General features: G+C 61.9%; 15 protein-coding genes and 2 riboswitches. Of the genes, 10 read left to right on the top strand and 5 right to left on the bottom strand.

Annotation, left to right across the window (positions count from 1 at the left end):
- Positions 1-164: 164 nt before the first annotated feature.
- The 10 genes from ACIQTW_RS15350 to ACIQTW_RS15305 all read left to right on the top strand — a co-directional run bounded on the left by ACIQTW_RS15350 (position 165) and on the right by ACIQTW_RS15305 (position 13,609).
- Entirely contained in the window at positions 165-860 is a 696-nt protein-coding gene (locus ACIQTW_RS15350; RefSeq protein WP_017197636.1) for a metal-dependent transcriptional regulator, read from the top strand.
- Between the two features lie 184 nt (positions 861-1,044).
- A riboswitch (cyclic di-AMP (ydaO/yuaA leader) is annotated at positions 1,045-1,286 on the top strand.
- A gap of 4 nt (positions 1,287-1,290) precedes the next feature.
- Positions 1,291-2,127 (top strand): M23 family metallopeptidase, encoded by an 837-nt coding sequence (locus ACIQTW_RS15345; protein WP_402938389.1) that lies wholly within the window; start codon positions 1,291-1,293, stop codon positions 2,125-2,127.
- A 138-nt stretch (positions 2,128-2,265) separates the two neighbouring features.
- Positions 2,266-2,435, top strand: a riboswitch (cyclic di-AMP (ydaO/yuaA leader).
- Between the two features lie 4 nt (positions 2,436-2,439).
- Complete coding sequence (locus tag ACIQTW_RS15340) at positions 2,440-3,183, top strand: C40 family peptidase (RefSeq protein WP_402938386.1); 744 nt, start codon at positions 2,440-2,442, stop codon at positions 3,181-3,183.
- A gap of 98 nt (positions 3,184-3,281) precedes the next feature.
- Positions 3,282-4,079, top strand: a complete 798-nt coding sequence (locus tag ACIQTW_RS15335; RefSeq protein ID WP_402938383.1) for an NlpC/P60 family protein — start codon at positions 3,282-3,284, stop codon at positions 4,077-4,079.
- A gap of 294 nt (positions 4,080-4,373) precedes the next feature.
- Positions 4,374-4,874 (top strand): HNH endonuclease, encoded by a 501-nt coding sequence (locus ACIQTW_RS15330; RefSeq protein WP_014920921.1) that lies wholly within the window; start codon positions 4,374-4,376, stop codon positions 4,872-4,874.
- A 42-nt stretch (positions 4,875-4,916) separates the two neighbouring features.
- On the top strand, positions 4,917-5,825 hold the full coding sequence (locus ACIQTW_RS15325) for an NTP transferase domain-containing protein (RefSeq protein WP_402938380.1): 909 nt from the start codon (positions 4,917-4,919) through the stop codon (positions 5,823-5,825).
- On the top strand, positions 5,822-7,180 hold the full coding sequence (locus tag ACIQTW_RS15320; protein ID WP_402938378.1) for a molybdopterin molybdotransferase MoeA: 1,359 nt from the start codon (positions 5,822-5,824) through the stop codon (positions 7,178-7,180). The genes ACIQTW_RS15325 and ACIQTW_RS15320 overlap by 4 nt, the downstream gene beginning before the upstream one ends.
- Positions 7,181-7,231: 51 nt before the next feature.
- Entirely contained in the window at positions 7,232-9,538 is a 2,307-nt protein-coding gene (locus ACIQTW_RS15315) for an FdhF/YdeP family oxidoreductase (RefSeq protein ID WP_402938375.1), read from the top strand.
- Position 9,539: 1 nt separating this feature from the next.
- Positions 9,540-10,451, top strand: coding sequence for a formate dehydrogenase accessory sulfurtransferase FdhD (fdhD, locus tag ACIQTW_RS15310; protein ID WP_402938372.1), 912 nt, complete (start codon positions 9,540-9,542; stop codon positions 10,449-10,451).
- 128 nt (positions 10,452-10,579) lie between these two features.
- Positions 10,580-13,609 (top strand): alpha-mannosidase, encoded by a 3,030-nt coding sequence (locus ACIQTW_RS15305; protein ID WP_402938369.1) that lies wholly within the window; start codon positions 10,580-10,582, stop codon positions 13,607-13,609.
- A gap of 31 nt (positions 13,610-13,640) precedes the next feature.
- Here the strand turns inward: ACIQTW_RS15305 and ACIQTW_RS15300 are convergent, their stop codons facing one another.
- The 5 genes from ACIQTW_RS15300 to ACIQTW_RS15280 are packed head-to-tail and all read right to left on the bottom strand — an operon-like array spanning position 13,641 to position 17,845.
- Positions 13,641-14,648 (bottom strand): hypothetical protein, encoded by a 1,008-nt coding sequence (locus ACIQTW_RS15300; protein ID WP_402938367.1) that lies wholly within the window; start codon positions 14,646-14,648, stop codon positions 13,641-13,643.
- A gap of 2 nt (positions 14,649-14,650) precedes the next feature.
- Positions 14,651-15,547, bottom strand: a complete 897-nt coding sequence (locus ACIQTW_RS15295) for a hypothetical protein (RefSeq protein ID WP_402938364.1) — start codon at positions 15,545-15,547, stop codon at positions 14,651-14,653.
- Between the two features lie 29 nt (positions 15,548-15,576).
- Positions 15,577-16,383: an amino acid ABC transporter ATP-binding protein gene (locus ACIQTW_RS15290; RefSeq protein ID WP_402938361.1), complete on the bottom strand. Its 807-nt coding sequence runs from the start codon at positions 16,381-16,383 to the stop codon at positions 15,577-15,579.
- On the bottom strand, positions 16,370-17,029 hold the full coding sequence (locus tag ACIQTW_RS15285; protein WP_402938358.1) for an amino acid ABC transporter permease: 660 nt from the start codon (positions 17,027-17,029) through the stop codon (positions 16,370-16,372). The genes ACIQTW_RS15290 and ACIQTW_RS15285 overlap by 14 nt, the downstream gene beginning before the upstream one ends.
- Positions 17,030-17,845 (bottom strand): amino acid ABC transporter substrate-binding protein, encoded by an 816-nt coding sequence (locus tag ACIQTW_RS15280; RefSeq protein WP_402938355.1) that lies wholly within the window; start codon positions 17,843-17,845, stop codon positions 17,030-17,032.
- Positions 17,846-17,938: the final 93 nt, after the last annotated feature.

Here is a 17,938-nt window from a genome sequence, read left to right as displayed (position 1 = left end):
AATGCGGCGGGACCGAAAGCGACCGGAATTATCCAGAGTAATTCCAAATAAGCTAGGCTGGGGGTTGGCGTTCAGGGGGCGGCGGTGTGCACCGCTCGCCCCGGCAAGGGACGCGGTACGGTGGAGATTACGCAAGGAACTGCGTTCGAGGAGAGCTGAGCTGGATGACGGATCTGATCGATACCACTGAGATGTATCTTCGGACCATTTTGGAGCTTGAAGAAGAAAACATTGTGGCTCTCCGGGCCCGCATCGCCGAGCGCCTGCGCCACTCCGGACCGACTGTTTCCCAGACCATTGGACGCATGGAGCGCGATGGCCTGGTGATTGTGTCCAACGACCGCCACCTGGAACTGACGGAAGTGGGTCGCAAGCGCGCCACCGAGGTCATGCGCAAGCACCGCCTTGCGGAGCGCCTGCTGGCTGACGTGATCGGCCTGGACTGGGCGTACGTGCACGATGAAGCGTGTCGCTGGGAGCATGTCATGAGTGAGCGCGTGGAGCGTCGGCTCTACGAGCTACTGGAGCACCCCACGGAATCTCCCTATGGCAATCCCATTCCGGGTCTTGAAGCGCTTGGTGGCCTTGCCAGCCAGCCCTTCCCCCGGCTTGATGTCAACCTGCTGCAGGCCATGGACGGCTACGCTACCGATTCCCGCGTGGTGGTCAGCCGCCTGGCGGAGCCCATCCAGGTGGAGCCGGAGCTTCTTACCCAGTTGGACGAAGGCGGGATCCGTCCCGGAGCGAGCGTGTCCCTGGAACGCGTCGGCGAATACATCTCGGTCCGGGTCCCTGGTATTGAAGGCGCTTTGGAACTGCCTCCTGAAGTTGCCGCGCACGTCTTCGTCTCGCTCAGCTGACCGGGCGCTGGGTCAGTACAGTGTCAAACCTCACTTTTGGGCCTTCAGCGCGCGTGTGACCTGCGGTTTTTCGGAATTGATGATAAAGGGCTGCTGCGCTCAGCCCGTTCTTGTTGATAACGAATTTATTACCGAAGGCCTTAATCCCCTATAGTTATTTACTAGCGCTGATACCAAAGCGTTACCTGATCCGGAGCCGAGCTCTGCCAGCGGATCAGGTGTGTTATCCACCACTGGCAGAGGCGGGGGAACCACAAGCGGCTGTCTAAAGAAGCAGCCTTGGGGTGAAGTCCGCAGCAGAAGTGCCCACGTATGCAAGTCCCTCTTGGGATACCTGTGTGCCGTGAGCGCCTCGTGCGGACCGGGTCTTTGTACTCTCTGACCCGAATCCGACAGCTAACTTCGCAGGCTTTTGAGAGAGGAACAGAGTTTGACATCGCAGAACGTCAGGGGCCGCCGCCGCGCGTCCGGCCCCGCTGCTGAGCTGCGGCCAGCCACCGTCGTAACGGAGATCCGGCCTCGCGACACCGAGCGTCAGGTGCGCCGCCGTAAGAGCCCGTTGCGCCAGGTTGCCGACTTCGCCGCTGCCAGCGGCGTCGGGCAGAAGGCCGGTGTTGCGCTAGCCGCCACCGGACTTGCCCTGACTGTCGGCCTGCCTGCCACAAGTCCCGTCATGGCTACCTCGGAATCAGGCCAGACTGAGTCTGCCCTTGCCGTTGCCGCACCCGCGGGCAGCCAGCCCGAGGTTTCCGCTGCTGCATCAGCCAAGATCGACTTCAGCCGCGCAGCCGTCGCTACTGCTGCCGACCCGGACGGGAAGTTGAAGCAGTTGCTCAGCGCCCAATCGGCTGACAGCATCCAGCGGGCCTCATCCGTTGGCAGCATGGCAAGCCCCCTTGACACGCTCACCACGGCATCCCCCTTCGGCTACCGCATCAGCCCCCTCACGGGTGGCGCCGGTGATTTCCACCGTGGCCAGGACTTCGTTGCCCAGTGCGGTACGGCTGTTCATGCTGCAGCCACCGGTAAGGTCACCTTCGCCGGATGGCACGAGTATGGCGGAGGCAACCGCGTGGTCGTTGACCACGGTAACGGCCTCGAGACCACGTATAACCACCTGTCGTCCTTCACCGTCAAGGTGGGACAGACCGTTAACCGTGGCGACACCGTTGCACTCAGCGGCACCACGGGCGCTTCCACTGGCTGCCACCTCCACTTTGAGGTCCAGGTCAACGGTGAAGTCGTAGACCCCATGGGTTGGCTCTAAGCCATTTGATGGTTGCCTCTCGCATTCGAGAGTCACCCCGTGACCTGAATGTGACATTCGCGTTCAACTGTTGTAGCGTACAGAGCGCATCGGCTTTTTAGGGGGTCGATGCACTTGAGTGGATTGCCTAGCTCTGCCACCGCTCAAGGTCCGTTCGCATAAATCGTCTGGCAGGGGCGGGGGAACCACTTCCGGTCTTCGAAAGAAGGCCTTGGGGTTAAGTCGCAAAAGCTTCCTTGGAAGCAGCGCGGCCGGATGACTCCCATCCGAATCCGACAGCTCACCTCGCAGGCATTGGGAGAGGCTACCTACGTGTCATCACGCACTACCCCTGCGCGCCATCGCGCCCAAACGGTTCGCACGAATCCGTTGAATACGCTTTCCAAGGCTGTTTCATCCAACGCAGGAACTGTGGGTCGTCAGGCCGCCGTCCTGGCAGCAGCCTCAGGCCTCGTCCTCACCGTCGGCTTGCCGGCACAAGCCGCAGATACCGACGTTTCCAAGTCGGAGGCCTCCAGCACCCAACAACTGGCTGTTACCGCGGTTGTCACGGCAGAGCCAACAGCTACCGTTTCCTTCGAGAGCCCCACCGTGGCTACCAAGGAAGCTCCCAAGGCAGTCCAGCGCGCCGCGCGCGTTACCGAGCGTGCAGCGGCCAGCACTGAAGAAAAAGCTGAAGCGGTCACCGCGAAGTCATCCAAGGCCAAGGATTCGGCCTCAAGCGCAGCTGCGTCCGGTCTAGCCGCCATTGCCTACACCGGCATCGGCTCTCCCTACGTTTGGGGCGGCACCACACCGAACGGTTGGGATTGCTCCGGCTTCACCCAGTGGGTCTATGCACAGGCCGGCATCAGCATCCCCCGCGTCAACGCCTGGACGGCCATGACGCCCACCAGCGCTCCTGCTCCCGGCGACCTTGTCATGCAGAACGGCGGAGCCCACGTGGGCATCTACGTCGGCAACGGCATGATGATCAGCGCCTTGAATCCCGGCCAGGGAACGCTGCTGCACTCCGTAGCGTCCACCGGCACCTCATCGTTCTACACCCTCCGCTAGAAATTATCCGGTTCGGGGTCGGCCAGCATGCCCCCAACGTTGGCCAACCCATTACCCGCGTGCATCCCAACTGCACGCGGATACGAAAAGAGAAAATCATGACCAGTGCAAACAAGCTTGCACGGCACCGCGCTGAGGCCCCCAAGACCAGCTCGCTTGCCGTCATCGCGAAGGCCGTTAGCGACAACGCCGGTGGCGTTGGCCGCCAGGCAGCAGTTATTGCCGCTGCTTCAGGCCTGGTCCTGACCAGTGGAATCGCCGCCAACGCTGCCGACACCAACGTGGACCGCGAATCGACTTCCACGTCCACCCTCGACGTGCAGTCGGTAGTCCAGGCCACCATCGCCGCGGACTCCACGGTTGCCATTTCTTACGAGCGCCCTGTGGTCACCACGGTGGAAGCCCCGGCTCCCGTGGTCGTCGAGGAAGCCCCGGCCAAGGTTGAAGCCAAGGTCGAAACCAAAAAGGCAACCGCGGCTACCGCCAACGCAGCTCCGGCAGCCAATGCAACCGTTGCCGTCAGCAACGCGACCCCCGCCCCGGCGGCTCCCGCCGCAGCCAGCGGCCTCGGTGCCGCTATCGCTGCTGCAGCTTACGCCCAGCTCGGCGTGACGCAGGACTGCACCATGCTGGTGACCAACTCCCTGGCTGCCGTGGGTATCAACTTCCACGACTGGCCCGCTGGCTACCTCTCCCTGGGCCGCACCGTGAGTGCAGCTGAAGCCCAGCCTGGTGACCTCGCCTACTACGCCAACGGCGGTTTGGCCGGACAGGCCCACATTGCGGTATACGTCGGCAACGGCCAGGCAGTTCACGGTGGATGGAACGGATCCACCACGGCACTGTTCAGCGCCAACGTCGGTTCCGGCCCGGTCTTCATCCGCGTCAACGGCTGACCCACGTCGCAAACGAACTCCCCGCGGGCTTAGGCCAGCGGGGAGTTCTGCTTTAACGGTTGCCGGATCGACCCCTCCATGTAGGTGACGGCGGCACTCAACGGGCCCATCGTTTTACGTCGCACTCCCTTAACCACGCATGAACTCTTGCCGACACCGCACACGAAACGACAGAAAAATTCGTTGATACGGCATATAAGTGCTTACCCTTGTGTTGTCGATCCACAGCCCGTACATGCAGAGGGCAGCCGGCCCTCGTGCCCCTGACGGGTGCGGCCGTGAAGAGGTACGTGCATGCGCACACTCGTTCTGAATGCTGGATATGAACCGCTGGCGGTAATAACATTCCGCCGGGCGCTGGTCCTTGTGCTGACTGGGAAAGCTAGCGTGGTGGCCGAAGGCGACGAGCCTGTCGTCGGGCCACAGGAGATTCTCGGAAGACCTTCCGTGATCCTCCTCAACCGCTATATCCGTCCCCGGTACAACAGGATTACCGCCGTGAGTCGCCGCGGGGTACTTCGCCGCGACGGCCACCGCTGCGCCTACTGCGGGAAAACAGCCCACACCATAGACCACGTCCACCCCAAATCCAGGGGCGGCGCGGATTCCTGGGAAAACCTGGTTGCGGCGTGCTTGAAATGCAACAACGCCAAGAGCGACCACACGCTGGCAGAGATGGGTTGGAAACTGCGTTTCAAGCCCGGCGTGCCCCAGGGAACCATGTGGCAGATTAAGGAACTCGAGAAACCTGCGCCGGACTGGGACCCGTTCCTGTTGCCGGAATCCGCTGCCTGATCGATTTCTGCCGGACTCCAGCGTCCCGGGTAATCTGGGCGAATGGAGTTCAATGCCGTGATTCTGGCGGGTGGCCGGGCCACCCGCCTCGGTGGCGTGCCCAAGCCATCGCTGAAGTATGACGGCGACACTCTCCTTTCGCATGCCTTGCAGGCGGCCCAGGGTGCTTCGGCTGTGGTTGTGGTGGGACCGAACGCTCCGGACGAGCCGGCAAGCACGCAACTATCGGTCGGCGTTCTGCGGGCACGGGAAGAACCGGTGTTCGCCGGGCCCGCTGCGGCAATCGCGGCTGGACTGGCTGCCCTCAAGAAGAACAGTCCAAGCACCCCATGGACGCTGGTTCTGGCATGCGACATGCCGCACGCTTCCCGCGGTGTAGACCTTCTTTGGGCCGCACTCGCATCCAGCCCGAACATGGAAGGAGCCATGGCTGTCTCTCCCGATGGACGCAAGCAGCCACTCCTGGGCGCCTACAGTACAGCCGCGTTGGAAAGGGAAGTGGCCGTAGCTTCCGAGGGCCAGGGGTTAACGAACTCTTCAGTGTTCCGCCTGCTTGCTAGGCTGAACGTGCTGGACGTTGACGTCCCCGCGGGGTCCACGGATGACGTGGACACATGGGAGGACGCCGCGGCTTTGGGCATTAACTACAAGTTGGAGGCGGACGTGAAGAGCCAGGAAGAGACGCTCGAGGAATGGTGCCGCACACTGCTGCAGGCTTTCGAGCTTGAGGGCGTGGAAGTGGACGTCAACGAGGTACTCGCTGTCGCTGGGGTGGCAGCACATTCAGTGGTGCGCCCCGCCGCGCCCCTGACGACGTTCATTGCCGGATACGCGGCAGGCATGGCCCGCGGGATCGGTCAGGCCAGCGATGACGCGTCCATGAATGCTGCCCTGGAACTGGCCCGCAAAGTAGCCAAGGAGTACTCGGAGTCCGGGACTGACCCGGAATGACGGCGGCCCCTAACGAGGGCCATCACGCGGCACACACGTGGCAGGAAGCCCGGCAGCGCGCGTTCGATGGTGCCGCCCCCATCCCGCCGGGGCCCGTGCCACTCGGCTCCGCAATCGGCCGCACCTTGGCATCCGATGCCCTGGCTCTGCAGAACATGCCCCACTACGCTTCGTCGGCCATGGACGGCTGGGCTGTTAACGGCAGCGGCCCGTGGATACTGAGTGAGCCCGGGCAGCGGCTGGCACCGCACCAGGCGAGCCCCGTTGTCACTGGCGGCCTGATACCGCCCGGCGCCAAGGCTGTGCTGCGCAGCGAGAGTGGCGTTATCACCACGGACGACGACGGCCTGCCGGTTCTCGCGCTGGGCGGCACCGCCAAACCGGGTGAACCCCGCAACGGCCAACACATCCGCAAAGCTGCTGAAGAGGCAGCCGAGGGTGACGTCCTGTTGAAAGCCGGCACGGTATTGAATCCCGCGCATATCGCCTTGGCAGCACTGGCGGGTTTGGACCGCTTGGAAGTTCTTGGAAAACCGTTGGTCCGGTTCCTCCTGACGGGGTCGGAAGTCGTGACCCGGGGTGTTCCTTTGCCGGGGCAGGTCAGGGACACCTTCGGCCCGCAGCTGGGTGCCGTCGTCGAGCTTTTGGGCGGTATCGCCGGGGAGCAACTCAAGGTGGGCGACAGCTACGAGGAGTGGATTGCCGCACTTCGGGACACGGAGCCCTCACCAGATGAACTGACACCGGACGAACCGTACGTTGAAGCGGAAGCCCCTGCCGACGTCGTCATTACGACAGGCGGGACGGGACGCTCGGGAACGGACCACCTCCGCAAAGCCGTGGCTGAGCTGGGTGGCAGTTTGCTGATCGATGGCATCGCGATGCGTCCGGGTCATCCTGCCGTGTTGGCAGAGCTGCCCGATGGCCGTTTCGTGTTGGGACTGCCAGGGAATCCGCTCGCCGCGATGATGGCCTTGTTTACCGTGGGCGGACCCCTGCTGGCTGCTTTGGGCCACGGTCGCTTGGAAGAAGTGGGTGAGGTTCCCTGTGGTACTACTATCGACGCGGATCCCGGACGCACCCGCCTGATGCCGTTCAAGCTGGTGTACGGGTTGGCATCGCCTGCTCAACATGCAGGCCCGGGAATGATGCGTGGCTTGGCGGGCGCCGACGGGGTGCTGGTGGTGCCGCCCCACGGAGTCCAGTTGGGTGAGATGGTGCCTGCGTTCGCCTTGCCTTGGGGCAAACCGTTGCCCGTGCCGAAGGCTCCGGAAGACAAGCCCCGGAAAGCCGCGCCCCGGCAACAGAGAAAGGCTCCCTCGGGCCCGGTTGACTGGAGCGCGTTGGACGCCTGATGGACGCCTCGGGCGGCCCGGCCCTTGGTGACAAAGTGCAATGATGGACTCATGAACAGGCATGCTCCAGAACAGGACATCAACGAAGATGACCTGCAAATCCACCCGCCCAAACAAGCCGCGGCAGGCCTCAAAGCTGTCACGGTTGCCCTTGAACGGGGTTACGCCCAGGCCGGGGTGACCCGAACAGTCCGTTCAATGCTCAGGGTCAACCAGCATGATGGTTTTGACTGCCCGGGGTGTGCATGGCCGGAGTCGATCACCGGCAAGCGCAGCCCCGCAGAGTTTTGCGAGAATGGCGCCAAGGCCATCGCCGAGGAGAGCACCACCCGGACAGTCGGTGCCGAATTCTGGGCGAAGCATTCCCTTGCGGACCTCGAGGACAAGACGGAGTACTGGCTGGGAAGCCAGGGAAGACTTTCCGAGCCGGTGGTCATCAAACCGGGCGACACCCACTATTCGCCGATCAGTTGGACTGACGCCTTCGCTTTGATCGGCGAACACATCAACGCCACTACGCCTGACAAATGCGTGTTCTACACCTCCGGCCGGACGGCCAACGAGACCGCCTTCATGTACCAGTTGTTTGCGCGGAGCCTTGGCACCAACAACCTTCCCGACTGCTCCAACATGTGCCACGAGTCCTCCGGCAGCGCCCTCAACCCGACCATCGGAATCGGCAAAGGCACAGTCTCACTCGAGGACATCCATCATGCAGAGCTGGTCCTGGTTGTGGGCCAAAACCCCGGCACCAATCACCCCCGCATGCTCTCTGCCCTCCGTGACTGCAAGAACAACGGCGGAAAAATCATCGCCGTCAACCCGCTTCCCGAAGCGGGCCTCCTGAACTTCAAGGACCCACAGTCCCTCAACGGCGTTATCGGTGGCGGCACCACCATCGCTGATGAGTTCCTGCAGATCAAAGTGGGTGGCGACCTCGCGCTGTTCCAAGCCTTGGGGCACCTGCTCCTGGAGGAAGAAAAGCGCAACCCAGGGACCGTCGTCGACCATTCCTTTATTGGGAAGCAGACGGAAGGCTTCGAAGCCTATAAGGAAGCCCGTTCGGTGCTGGACTGGGACGAGACGGAGCGGGCAACAGGGCTGAGCCGGGAAGCGATCACCAAAGCAGCGGGGATGATGGCGGCGTCGAAGGCAACCATCATTTGCTGGGCGCTCGGATTGACCCAGCAACCGCACTCTGTTGATACGCTCCGCGAGATCATCAACCTCCTGCTGCTCCAGGGCAACTTCGGCAAGCGGGGAGCCGGCGCCTGTCCCGTCCGGGGCCACTCAAACGTGCAGGGCGACCGAACCATGGGCATCTGGGAGAAACCCAAGGAATCCTTCCTGGCCGCGTTGGACAAGGAGTTCGGCTTCCACATGCCACGGGATCACGGCTATGACTCAGTGGAAACCCAGCACGCCTTGGAAAAGGGCGAAGTGGATGTTTTCGTCTCCATGGGCGGAAATTTCGCAGCGGCGGGATCAGACACCGCAGCCTTGGAAGATGGCTTGAAGAAGGCGGGACTCACCGTCCACATCTCCACCAAGCCCAACCGGGCACACATCGTCCACGGCAAGACGTCCCTGATCCTGCCCACGCTGGGCCGGACGGACACTGATGACAAACACCCCAAAGGCAAGCAATTCCTCTCGGTGGAGGACTCCATGTCCGTCATCCACAAAACGCAGGGGCGGCTGGAGCCGGTTTCGGAACACCTGCTGAGCGAGCCGGTGATCGTGGCGCGAATGGCCCAAGCGACGCTGGGGGACAACCACAGCGTGGACTGGCGTGCAATGGCCGAGGACTATGACGTGATACGCGACCATATCTCCCGCGTCATTCCCGGTTTTGAGGATTTCAACGCCCGGGTCCGTACCAAGAACGGCTTCGTCCTCCCCAACCCTCCCCGGGATACCCGTACCTTCGCCACCGACATCGGCAAGGGACGTTTCTCCGTTCGGCCGCTTGAGTACCTGGAGGCGCCGGAGGGCCACCTGATCCTGCAGACTGTCCGCAGCCACGATCAATACAACACCACGTTCTACGGCCTGGATGATCGGTACCGCGGAGTCTCGGACGGCCGCCGGGTGATCCTGGTCCATCCTGGCGATTTGGAGGAACTCGGCTTCGAGGACCGCGACCTGGTGGATGTCATCTCCACCTTCGCGGGAACGGAACGGCGTGCCAACAAGTTCCGCCTCATCGGGTACCCCACGGCAAAAGGATGCGCCGCAGCGTACTTCCCGGAGGCCAACGCCTTGGTGCACCGGGAACTGGTGGCCCGGGAATCCAACACCCCCGGTTACAAAGCAATGACCGTGCGATTCGTAAAGCATGAGGAGAACGGGTCCTGATATGGGGCGAGTAACCCAGCGCCGCAAGGTGCACAAGTTTGTCCTGGATGGCTCACCGCAGGCCTTGGAGCATCCCATCCGTTTCAAGGAAGACGTCCTGGCTGTGGAAGAGCCTCTCGAGATCCGTTTGGGTGACATGTCTTTCTCCGTGACCATGCGGACCCCCGGAGACGACTTTGACCTGGTTGCGGGATTCCTGGTCTCGGAAGGGATCGTGTGGGAGCCGGGCCAGCTGGTCTCGGAGCGTTTCTGCGCTGGTGAGGACGAGAACGGGGTGCAGACCTTTAACGTAGTGGATGCACAGCTTCGTCCTGACGTTGAAAGACCCGACACCGGCCGAAACGTCTACACCTCCAGCTCGTGCGGAATCTGCGGCACGGACTCCATTGATGCCGTTCGCAAGTCCTCGCACCACAGCCCCAAGGAAGACCACGTCACTGTTCCGGTACGGGCGCTGGCCGCACTTCCGGACCGCCTCCGTGAGGCTCAGGCGGTCTTTGACAAGACCGGCGGCGTCCACGCTGCCGGCCTTTTCAGGATCAACGACGACGGCACCACGGAATTGCTCTGCCTCCGGGAGGACGTGGGCAGGCACAACGCCGTGGATAAAGTGGTGGGCTGGGCGTTGCGGGCTGGCATGTTGCCGCTCAAGGGGACCGTCCTTCAGGTCTCGGGTCGGGCTTCGTTTGAGCTCGTCCAGAAGGCTGCGATGGCGGGAATTCCGGTGTTGGCGGCAGTGAGCGCCCCCTCCAGCCTAGCGGCGGAACTGGCGGAGGAGACGGGGATTACACTGGCTGGGTTCAGTCGAGGGCACAGCCTAAATGTGTATGCCGGGCGTGACAGGATCATTGCAGAAACGGCGGTTTCGGACTCGCGATCAGTGGGGGATAGCCGGCAATCACTTGGTTATTGAACTGGAACAACGTAGATTTTATCCATCGATTGGAAGCGCGGCGACAAAGATTCGCCGCCCGCGCCCCGGCTTTTTTGGGTCGCGGTAAACGAGCCCTGTCACCCAGCGAACGCCCAAAGGGGAATTAATTGCACGACGACCGCCGGATCACTGAACAGCGTCTCGATCGATTTGTTCGGGAACGCATTCTTCCGGCCATTTATGGCAGGGCGATTCCGCTTCAGCTCAGCAGCTGGGACGCGCCGGGCGAGCCCGTGCCCGCAGCGGAAGCGCTACGCCAGGTCTTCACCCCGCAGGAGCCCGGCGCAGCGTGGGGCAAGGCCTGGAGCACCAAGTGGCTGCGCCTCCAAGGTGAGGTGCCGCAGGACTGGGGAATGACGGATTCCACCACTGTGGAGATCATCGTCGATCTTGGCTTCAACAGTGATGTCCCGGGGTTTCAGTGTGAAGGCACTGCATGGCGCTCTGATGGAAGCATCATCAAGGCGATTTCGCCCAGGAATTTCCACGTTCCGCTCAAGCTGCTGGGCGGAGGGCACTCCGTGGACTTCTATGTGGAGGCTGCCGCCAACCCGGATGTGGCGCAGGGATGGTCGTTTGCCCCCACCCCGCTGGGTGATAAGGCCACCTCCGGCGATGAACCCCGGTACCGCCTGGGCCGCATAGCAATCGCTGAACTGAACGAAACCGTGTGGGAACTCAACCAGGACATCTGGACCCTCAGCGGCCTGATGCACGAACTTCCCATGGACATGCCCCGGCGCCACGAGATCCTGCGCGCGCTCGAACGCATGCTGGACGTCATGGATCCGGACGACGTGGCCGGAACCGCTGCCGCAGGCCGTGCGGAGCTGGCGCAGGTCCTCAACCGTCCCGCCTACGCGTCCGCCCATGAACTCCTGGCTACCGGCCACGCACACATCGACTCCGCCTGGCTTTGGCCGGTTCGTGAAACCATCCGCAAATGCGCCCGCACGTTCTCCAACGTTGTGGCACTGATGGATGAAGACCCGGACTTCGTCTTCTCCTGTTCTTCGGCCCAGCAGATGGCGTGGATGAAGGAGTTCTTCCCTGAGCTCTTTATACGCATCAGGGAAAAAGTGAAGGCCGGCCAGTTCGTGCCGGTGGGCGGCATGTGGGTGGAATCGGACACCAATATGCCAGGCGGCGAGGCCATGGCCCGCCAGTTCGTGGAAGGCAAGAGTTTTTTCCTGAACGAGTTCGATATCGAGTGCCAGGAAGCCTGGCTGCCGGATTCATTTGGCTATTCCGGTGCCATCCCGCAGATCGTCAAGGAAGCCGGTTCGCGCTGGTTCCTCACCCAGAAGATTTCCTGGAACAAGGTCAACCGGATGCCACACCACACCTTTGCATGGGAGGGCATCGACGGCACCCGGCTGTTTACGCACTTCCCGCCCGTGGACACTTACAACGCTGAGCTGCACGGACGTGAACTGGCCCATGCGCAGCGCAATTACCGCGATCACGGCCGCGGGACCATGTCCCTGGTGCCGTTCGGCTATGGCGACGGCGGTGGCGGACCTACGCGCGAGATGGTTGCCGCTGCGCATCGTACTGCGGATTTGGAAGGATCCCCGAAGGTCCGTATGGGCACTGCCAAGGACTTCTTCACCAAGGCCGAGGCGGAGTACACCAACCTGCCCGTCTGGGTGGGTGAAATGTATCTGGAAATGCACCGTGGAACCTATACCAGCCAGGCCAAGACCAAGCGTGGCAACCGTCGGAGCGAACACCTCCTGCGTGAGGCGGAGCTCTGGTGTGCAACTGCAGCTGTTCGGCTCGGCTCGGCATATTCGTATCCCGCGGAGGAACTCAAGCGACTGTGGCGACTGGTCCTCCTCCAGCAGTTCCACGACATCCTTCCAGGCAGCTCCATTGCCTGGGTCCACCAGGACGCAGAGCGCAACTATGAGGCCATAGCCCGGGACCTCACGGGCATCATCAACCACGCCGCTCAGGCCTTGGTGGGCGAGGGCGATCAGGAGTTTCTCTTGAATGCCGCGCCGCATCAGCGCAAAGGGGTGCCTGCACTGGGTGCGGCCCAGGCCACGACGCCGGATGCCAGTGTTCAAGTGGACGAGCTGGAGGACGGCTACGTTTTGGACAACGGCATCATCCGCGCGCTCCTGAACCAGGACGGCCTGATTACCTCCTTGGTTGACCACGCCAGCGGCCGCGATGCCATCGCTCCAGGACAGGCCGGAAACCTGCTGGAGCTTTTCAGGGATACTCCAAATGAGTGGGATGCCTGGGACATCGAAGAGTTCTATCGCCGAAATGTCACACCGCTGACCCAAGCCGATGGCGTCGATGTTGAGCGTTCGCCGGCGGGCGTCGTCGTGGTGGTCAAACGTAAGGTGGGTGCCTCCACCATCACGCAACGCCTGACTCTCGACGCCGGTGCGGCGTCCCTGGGGATCGCCACCACGGTGGACTGGCAGGAACGCGAAAAGATGCTCAAGATCGCCTTCCCGCTGGACGTCAGGGCGGATCGTTCAGCGTCCGAGACACAGTTCGGCCACGTCTTCCGGCCGACGCACACCAACACATCCTGGGAAGCGGCCAAGTTCGAGATCTGCGCCCACCGATGGATCCACGTAGCGGAGCCCGGCTATGGCGTTGCAGTGAGCAATTCCTCCAGTTACGGGCACGATGTCACCCGGGCCGTCCGTGCCGATGGCGGGACCACGACGACGGTCCGCACTTCGCTGCTGCGCTCTGCCCGGTTCCCGGACCCGGAAGCTGACCGGGGTGAGCACACGCTTGAGGTATCCATCAGGCCTGGCGCCGCGATAGCCGACGCTGTGGAAGAGGGATACCGCACCAACCTGAAGCCGAGGTTCATCTCCGGTGGCCGGCCGGTGGAACCGCTGATTTCCGTGTCCAATCCGGCAATCGTGGTGGAAGCAGTAAAGCTGGCCGAAGACGGCTCTGGCGATGTCATTGTTCGGCTCTACGAATCGTTGGGGGAGCGCTCAACCGGCCTCCTAGCGGCCGGCTTTGAGTGCTCTGATGCAATGGCCACGGATCTGCTGGAGCGCCCGACGGAAGCCCCAGGCGTGGATGTGGTGGAGGGGCCTGCGGTTAAGCTGGTGCTCCGGCCTTTCCAGCTGGTAACGCTGCGGTTTGTTCGCTGAGGTTTGCCAGCGGGTCACTTTGCCCGCTGGGTTACTCCGCCAGTTCCGCGTCGATCGCATCCTTCAACACTTGAACTCGAAGGGGAATCACAGTGTCATGGTGTTTGATCTGGGCTGAGACGTTCTTTGTGAAGACATCCTCAACCAGGGTGGGCATGTCCTTCACGCCATTAAGGTAGCGCTTGGCGGCGAAGTCGAACTCTGACCTGTTGTTCTTTATCCGGGTGTTGAGGGCCTTGAGTTCGTCGGCAATCTTCAGGTATTCCGCGTCCGGGGCATTCCGCGCGGTGGCGTCATCAACCTTCTTGACGTACTCATCCTTGAGCCGAAGAAACTCGTTGTAGTTCTCCTCGGACTTTGCGGTTGTTTCTGCGTGAGATTCGAGCTGTGCAATCTCATTGTCCAAAGTGCGGGCAAACTCAATGTAGGAGATGTTCTTGGACTGCTTGAGTTGGTTGACGGCCTCCCGGCAAGGAACAGCTGCTTGTGTCAAGAGCGTTTGGCGCTCCCGGAGGTTGGCTGCTTTGGAGCCCACAAACAGTCCGCTGCACCCGGCATCTTCCCTGAACAGGCCTTCGAACCCGGGGTATGACTCCACGAGGCCCTCCATGGAGTCGAGGTAGGCCTGGTAGGAATCGACCAGCTGGGCTACAGCTACTCCGATCCCATCCGCTTCTTCACCGGCGCCGTAGCCCTTCTGCACATCGCTCAAGGCAGTCCGTGCGGAATTGACCGCTTGTTGGAACCCGTCCCGTTCTTTGACGGAGTTCTTCTCAGCTTCCTCACGTGAAGCGGGGACGTTGCGTGCCTTCTTGTACGCGGCCAAGTAGGCGTTGATCGCGGGCTGGATCTTGTCCCTTGCCTCAACGAGTGCCGTCAGGCGCTCATCTTTCAGGAGGGCCAGGCTTTCCCTGCGCTGCTGACTGGCAAGGTTGGTCAAGGCGATCACCACTACCGAGGCAACCACCGCCACCACAACAGCAATGGCAAGGGCAATCAGGACCGGACGGCGCTTACTGCGAACGGGCTCAATGGTCATCGCTATTTCCCCTCACCGGATGCTGCATCAAACTGTTCCAGGCTCTTCTTGAGAACGCCTTCGAATTCGGAGTTTGAGCTGTTGGCGCTTTCGATGATCTTTGAGTACTTGTCCTTGGTGGCAGTCTCATACGTTGTTTGCGCCTTGGCGAACGCATCATTGATATCCAACAGTGCAAGGCCGGCAAGGGTGCTCTTGCTGAGGCGCTCAAAGGTGTCCTTGCTGTCCAGCACTTCCTGTTGCTTGTCCCGCTGCCCGCGGATGACGGCCTCTACCTCCGTGAGCAGGGTGGTGGTCTCGGCGTCGGCACCGTCCTTGGCGGTGCCCAGGGCGGCCAGGCACTCATCGGCACTCTTGACGTAGTCCTGGGCGTAGGACTCACTTGCAACGTTCAGCGATGAATGCAAAGCCGCACAGGGCCCGCCCACAGAGCGGTAGATATTGCTTGTGTTGACCACCAGTTGATCGTTGTAGGCGATCACCGCATCGTACTGATCCTTGAAGCGGTTGAAGGATTCGGCAACTTCCTGATCCTGCAGTGCCGGCGACTCCGCCATCTGTTGCAGGCGGTCACGATTTGTCTGTGACTCACGCACGATGCGCTCACGGTCCTGGCTGAGGACTTTGTCCTCCTCCGCCTGTCCCGCTTTCTCGGAAATGGCGTTCGAGTATCGGCCCGAAAACTGTTGGACCAGCGGATCGTAGAGGTTCATCGAGTTGTCAACGATCAGGCGTTGCTTGTCCAAGCGGACAACGTCGGCACGGCCCGGTCCTGCCGGCCGGGAGAGGGCGAACCAAGTGCCAAGCCCTGCGGCCAGCAAGGCCACCACTACGGCAACCACAATGATTGCGGTCCGCCCGGAACCACCCCGGCCGGGTTCGCTGATTGTCTCTTCCACGTTCTTGTCCCCCATATTTGTGAACCACATCAGACGTCGTGCTGCAGCCTCTTTACGAACAGCTTGGTCCGTTCCTGGCGCGGTGCCCGCAATACCTCGGCTGCCGGCCCGCGTTCCACTACGACGCCGCCGTCCATGAAAATTACCTCGTCCGCCACATGCTGGGCAAAGGCGAGCTCATGGGTCACGATCACCATGGTCCAGCCCTCTTCGGCAAGTTCTTTGATGACGCCCAGGACGTCCCCCACAAGCTCGGGATCCAGTGCGGACGTGGGCTCGTCAAACAGCAGCAGTTGGGGCTTGAGTGCCAACGCCCGGACGATTCCCACTCGCTGCTGCTGTCCGCCTGAGAGTTCAAAAGGGTAGGCGTCGCGTTTGTCGGCAAGACCAACACGTTCCAGCAGGCGTTGGGCTTCGGCAATTGCCTCGGCGCGAGGCCGTTTTTGGACCTGGACGGGGCCTTCGATGATGTTCCTCAGCACGGTCATGTGAGGGAAAAGGTTGTAGTGCTGGAAGACCATTGCGCTGCGGTCCCGGAGCGCAGCCACTTCCTTCTTCCCTACTTTGGCGCCGAAGTCGATGGCGAGCTCAGCTGAGGAATCGCCGCTTCCAAAGGTAACCGTGCCGGCGTCGGGAATTTCCAAGCCGTTGAGTGAACGCAGGACCGTAGTCTTGCCGGAGCCTGAAGGCCCGATCAGGGCCACCACCTGCCCGCGCCGGATATCGATGTCGATGTCGCGCAGGACTACGTTGCTTCCGAAGGCTTTGGCAAGGCCCCGTGCCTTCAGGACAGACGTGACGCGCGGCTGCCGGGCGGGTTCGTTAGTGAGCGACATAGCGGTCCAATCTCTTTTCCACGGCGGATTGCGCGGTGGAAAGAACCAGGCAAATAACCCAGTAAACAAGGGCTGCCTGTAGGTAAAGGGCCATGAACTCCTGGCTGAACGCGGCGATCTGCTGTGCGTTGCGGAACAGTTCAGTAACCAGGATGAGCGAGGCGAGGGACGTGTCTTTCACCAGGGAAATGAAGGTGTTGGACAAAGGCGGAACGGACACCCGTGCTGCCTGCGGAAGGATGATGCGCACCAGGGCCTGCGGACGGGACATTCCGATGGTGTGTCCGGCTTCCCATTGGCCTTTCGGCACGGAGAGGATGGCAGCACGAATGATCTCGGCTGCGTACCCGCCCACATTCAGGGAGAAGGCGATGATGGCGCTCGGCCAGGGATCAAGCCGGATGCCAATGCTGGGCAGGCCGAAGAAGATGACGAAGAGCTGCACCAGCAGGGGAGTGCCGCGTATCACGGAGACGTAGAAGCGGCCGATCCCCGAGAGTAGCCGGTTTGGACTCAGGCGCATCAGGGCAACCACCAGTGCGAGCACCAGGCCGAAGGCGAAGGACGCGAGCGTCAGCGGAATGGTCCCCGTGACGGCGCCGGTGATGAGTGGACCGAAGGAACTCCAGATGAGGTCCCAGTTCATCTATTTGGTGACGTCCGCGCCGAAGTACTTCTCGGAAATCCTGGCCAAGGTGCCGTCGGCTTGGAGATCAGCCAAGGCCTTGTTCACTGCGGCCGTGAGTTCCGTAGACCCCTTGCGGAAGACCATGGCGCTCTCGGTCTTCTCCGGTGCTTCGGCGGCGACCTTCAGGCCGGAGTCGGGAGTGTTCTTGGCGTAGTCCAAGTACGTGAGTTTATCGTTCACCGTGGCGTCCACGCGTCCTTGTTGCACCAGCGTGGCCGACTGCGCCCAGCCCTCGACTGCCTGGACGTTGGCGCCGGCTTCAACGGCCATCTTGTAGAAGTTGCTGGTCAGCGACTGGGCGGTGGTTTTGCCCTTGAGGTCTGCGAAGCTGTTGATGCTGTTGTTGTCCGACTTGGTCACTACAACGCCGGTGGAGATGGTGTACGGAGTTGAGAACTCGTACTTGGCCTTGCGCTCGTCATTGATGGAGATTTGGTTGGCGATGGTATCGAATCGCTTGGATTCCAGCCCGGCAAAGATGCCGTCGAACTGCGTTTCCTGGAAGGTAGCCTTCACTCCAAGCTTCCCGGCGACGGCTTGGGCAATTTCGACGTCGAATCCGGTGAGGTCACCGGCTCCGTCAGCATGGAAGCTGAAGGGACGGTAGGTGCCTTCGGTGGCGATGACGAGTTCGCCCTTGGATTTCACGTCCGAAAGGGAAGTGTCCCCACCGGACTGGGTGGGTGCCGATCCTCCACCGCATGCAGAAAGCGCAAGGGCGGCCGAGGCCAACGTGGCTGCGAGGACAGAGCGGCGGGTGCGAAGGCTGTTCATGGAGCCATCTTAGCCACCGCGCGGGCCAGGCTTGGCGGGCGGCTTGCGAAAGGGCCGTTAAAAAGGCTGAGTGGGGGCGGTCCCCAACAGCCC

The organism is Paenarthrobacter sp. NPDC090517 (assembly GCF_044769165.1).
Lineage (GTDB): Bacteria > Actinomycetota > Actinomycetes > Actinomycetales > Micrococcaceae > Arthrobacter.
The sequence above is the reverse complement of the archived record's forward strand: the minus strand, read 5'-3'. Positions and strand labels throughout refer to the sequence as shown.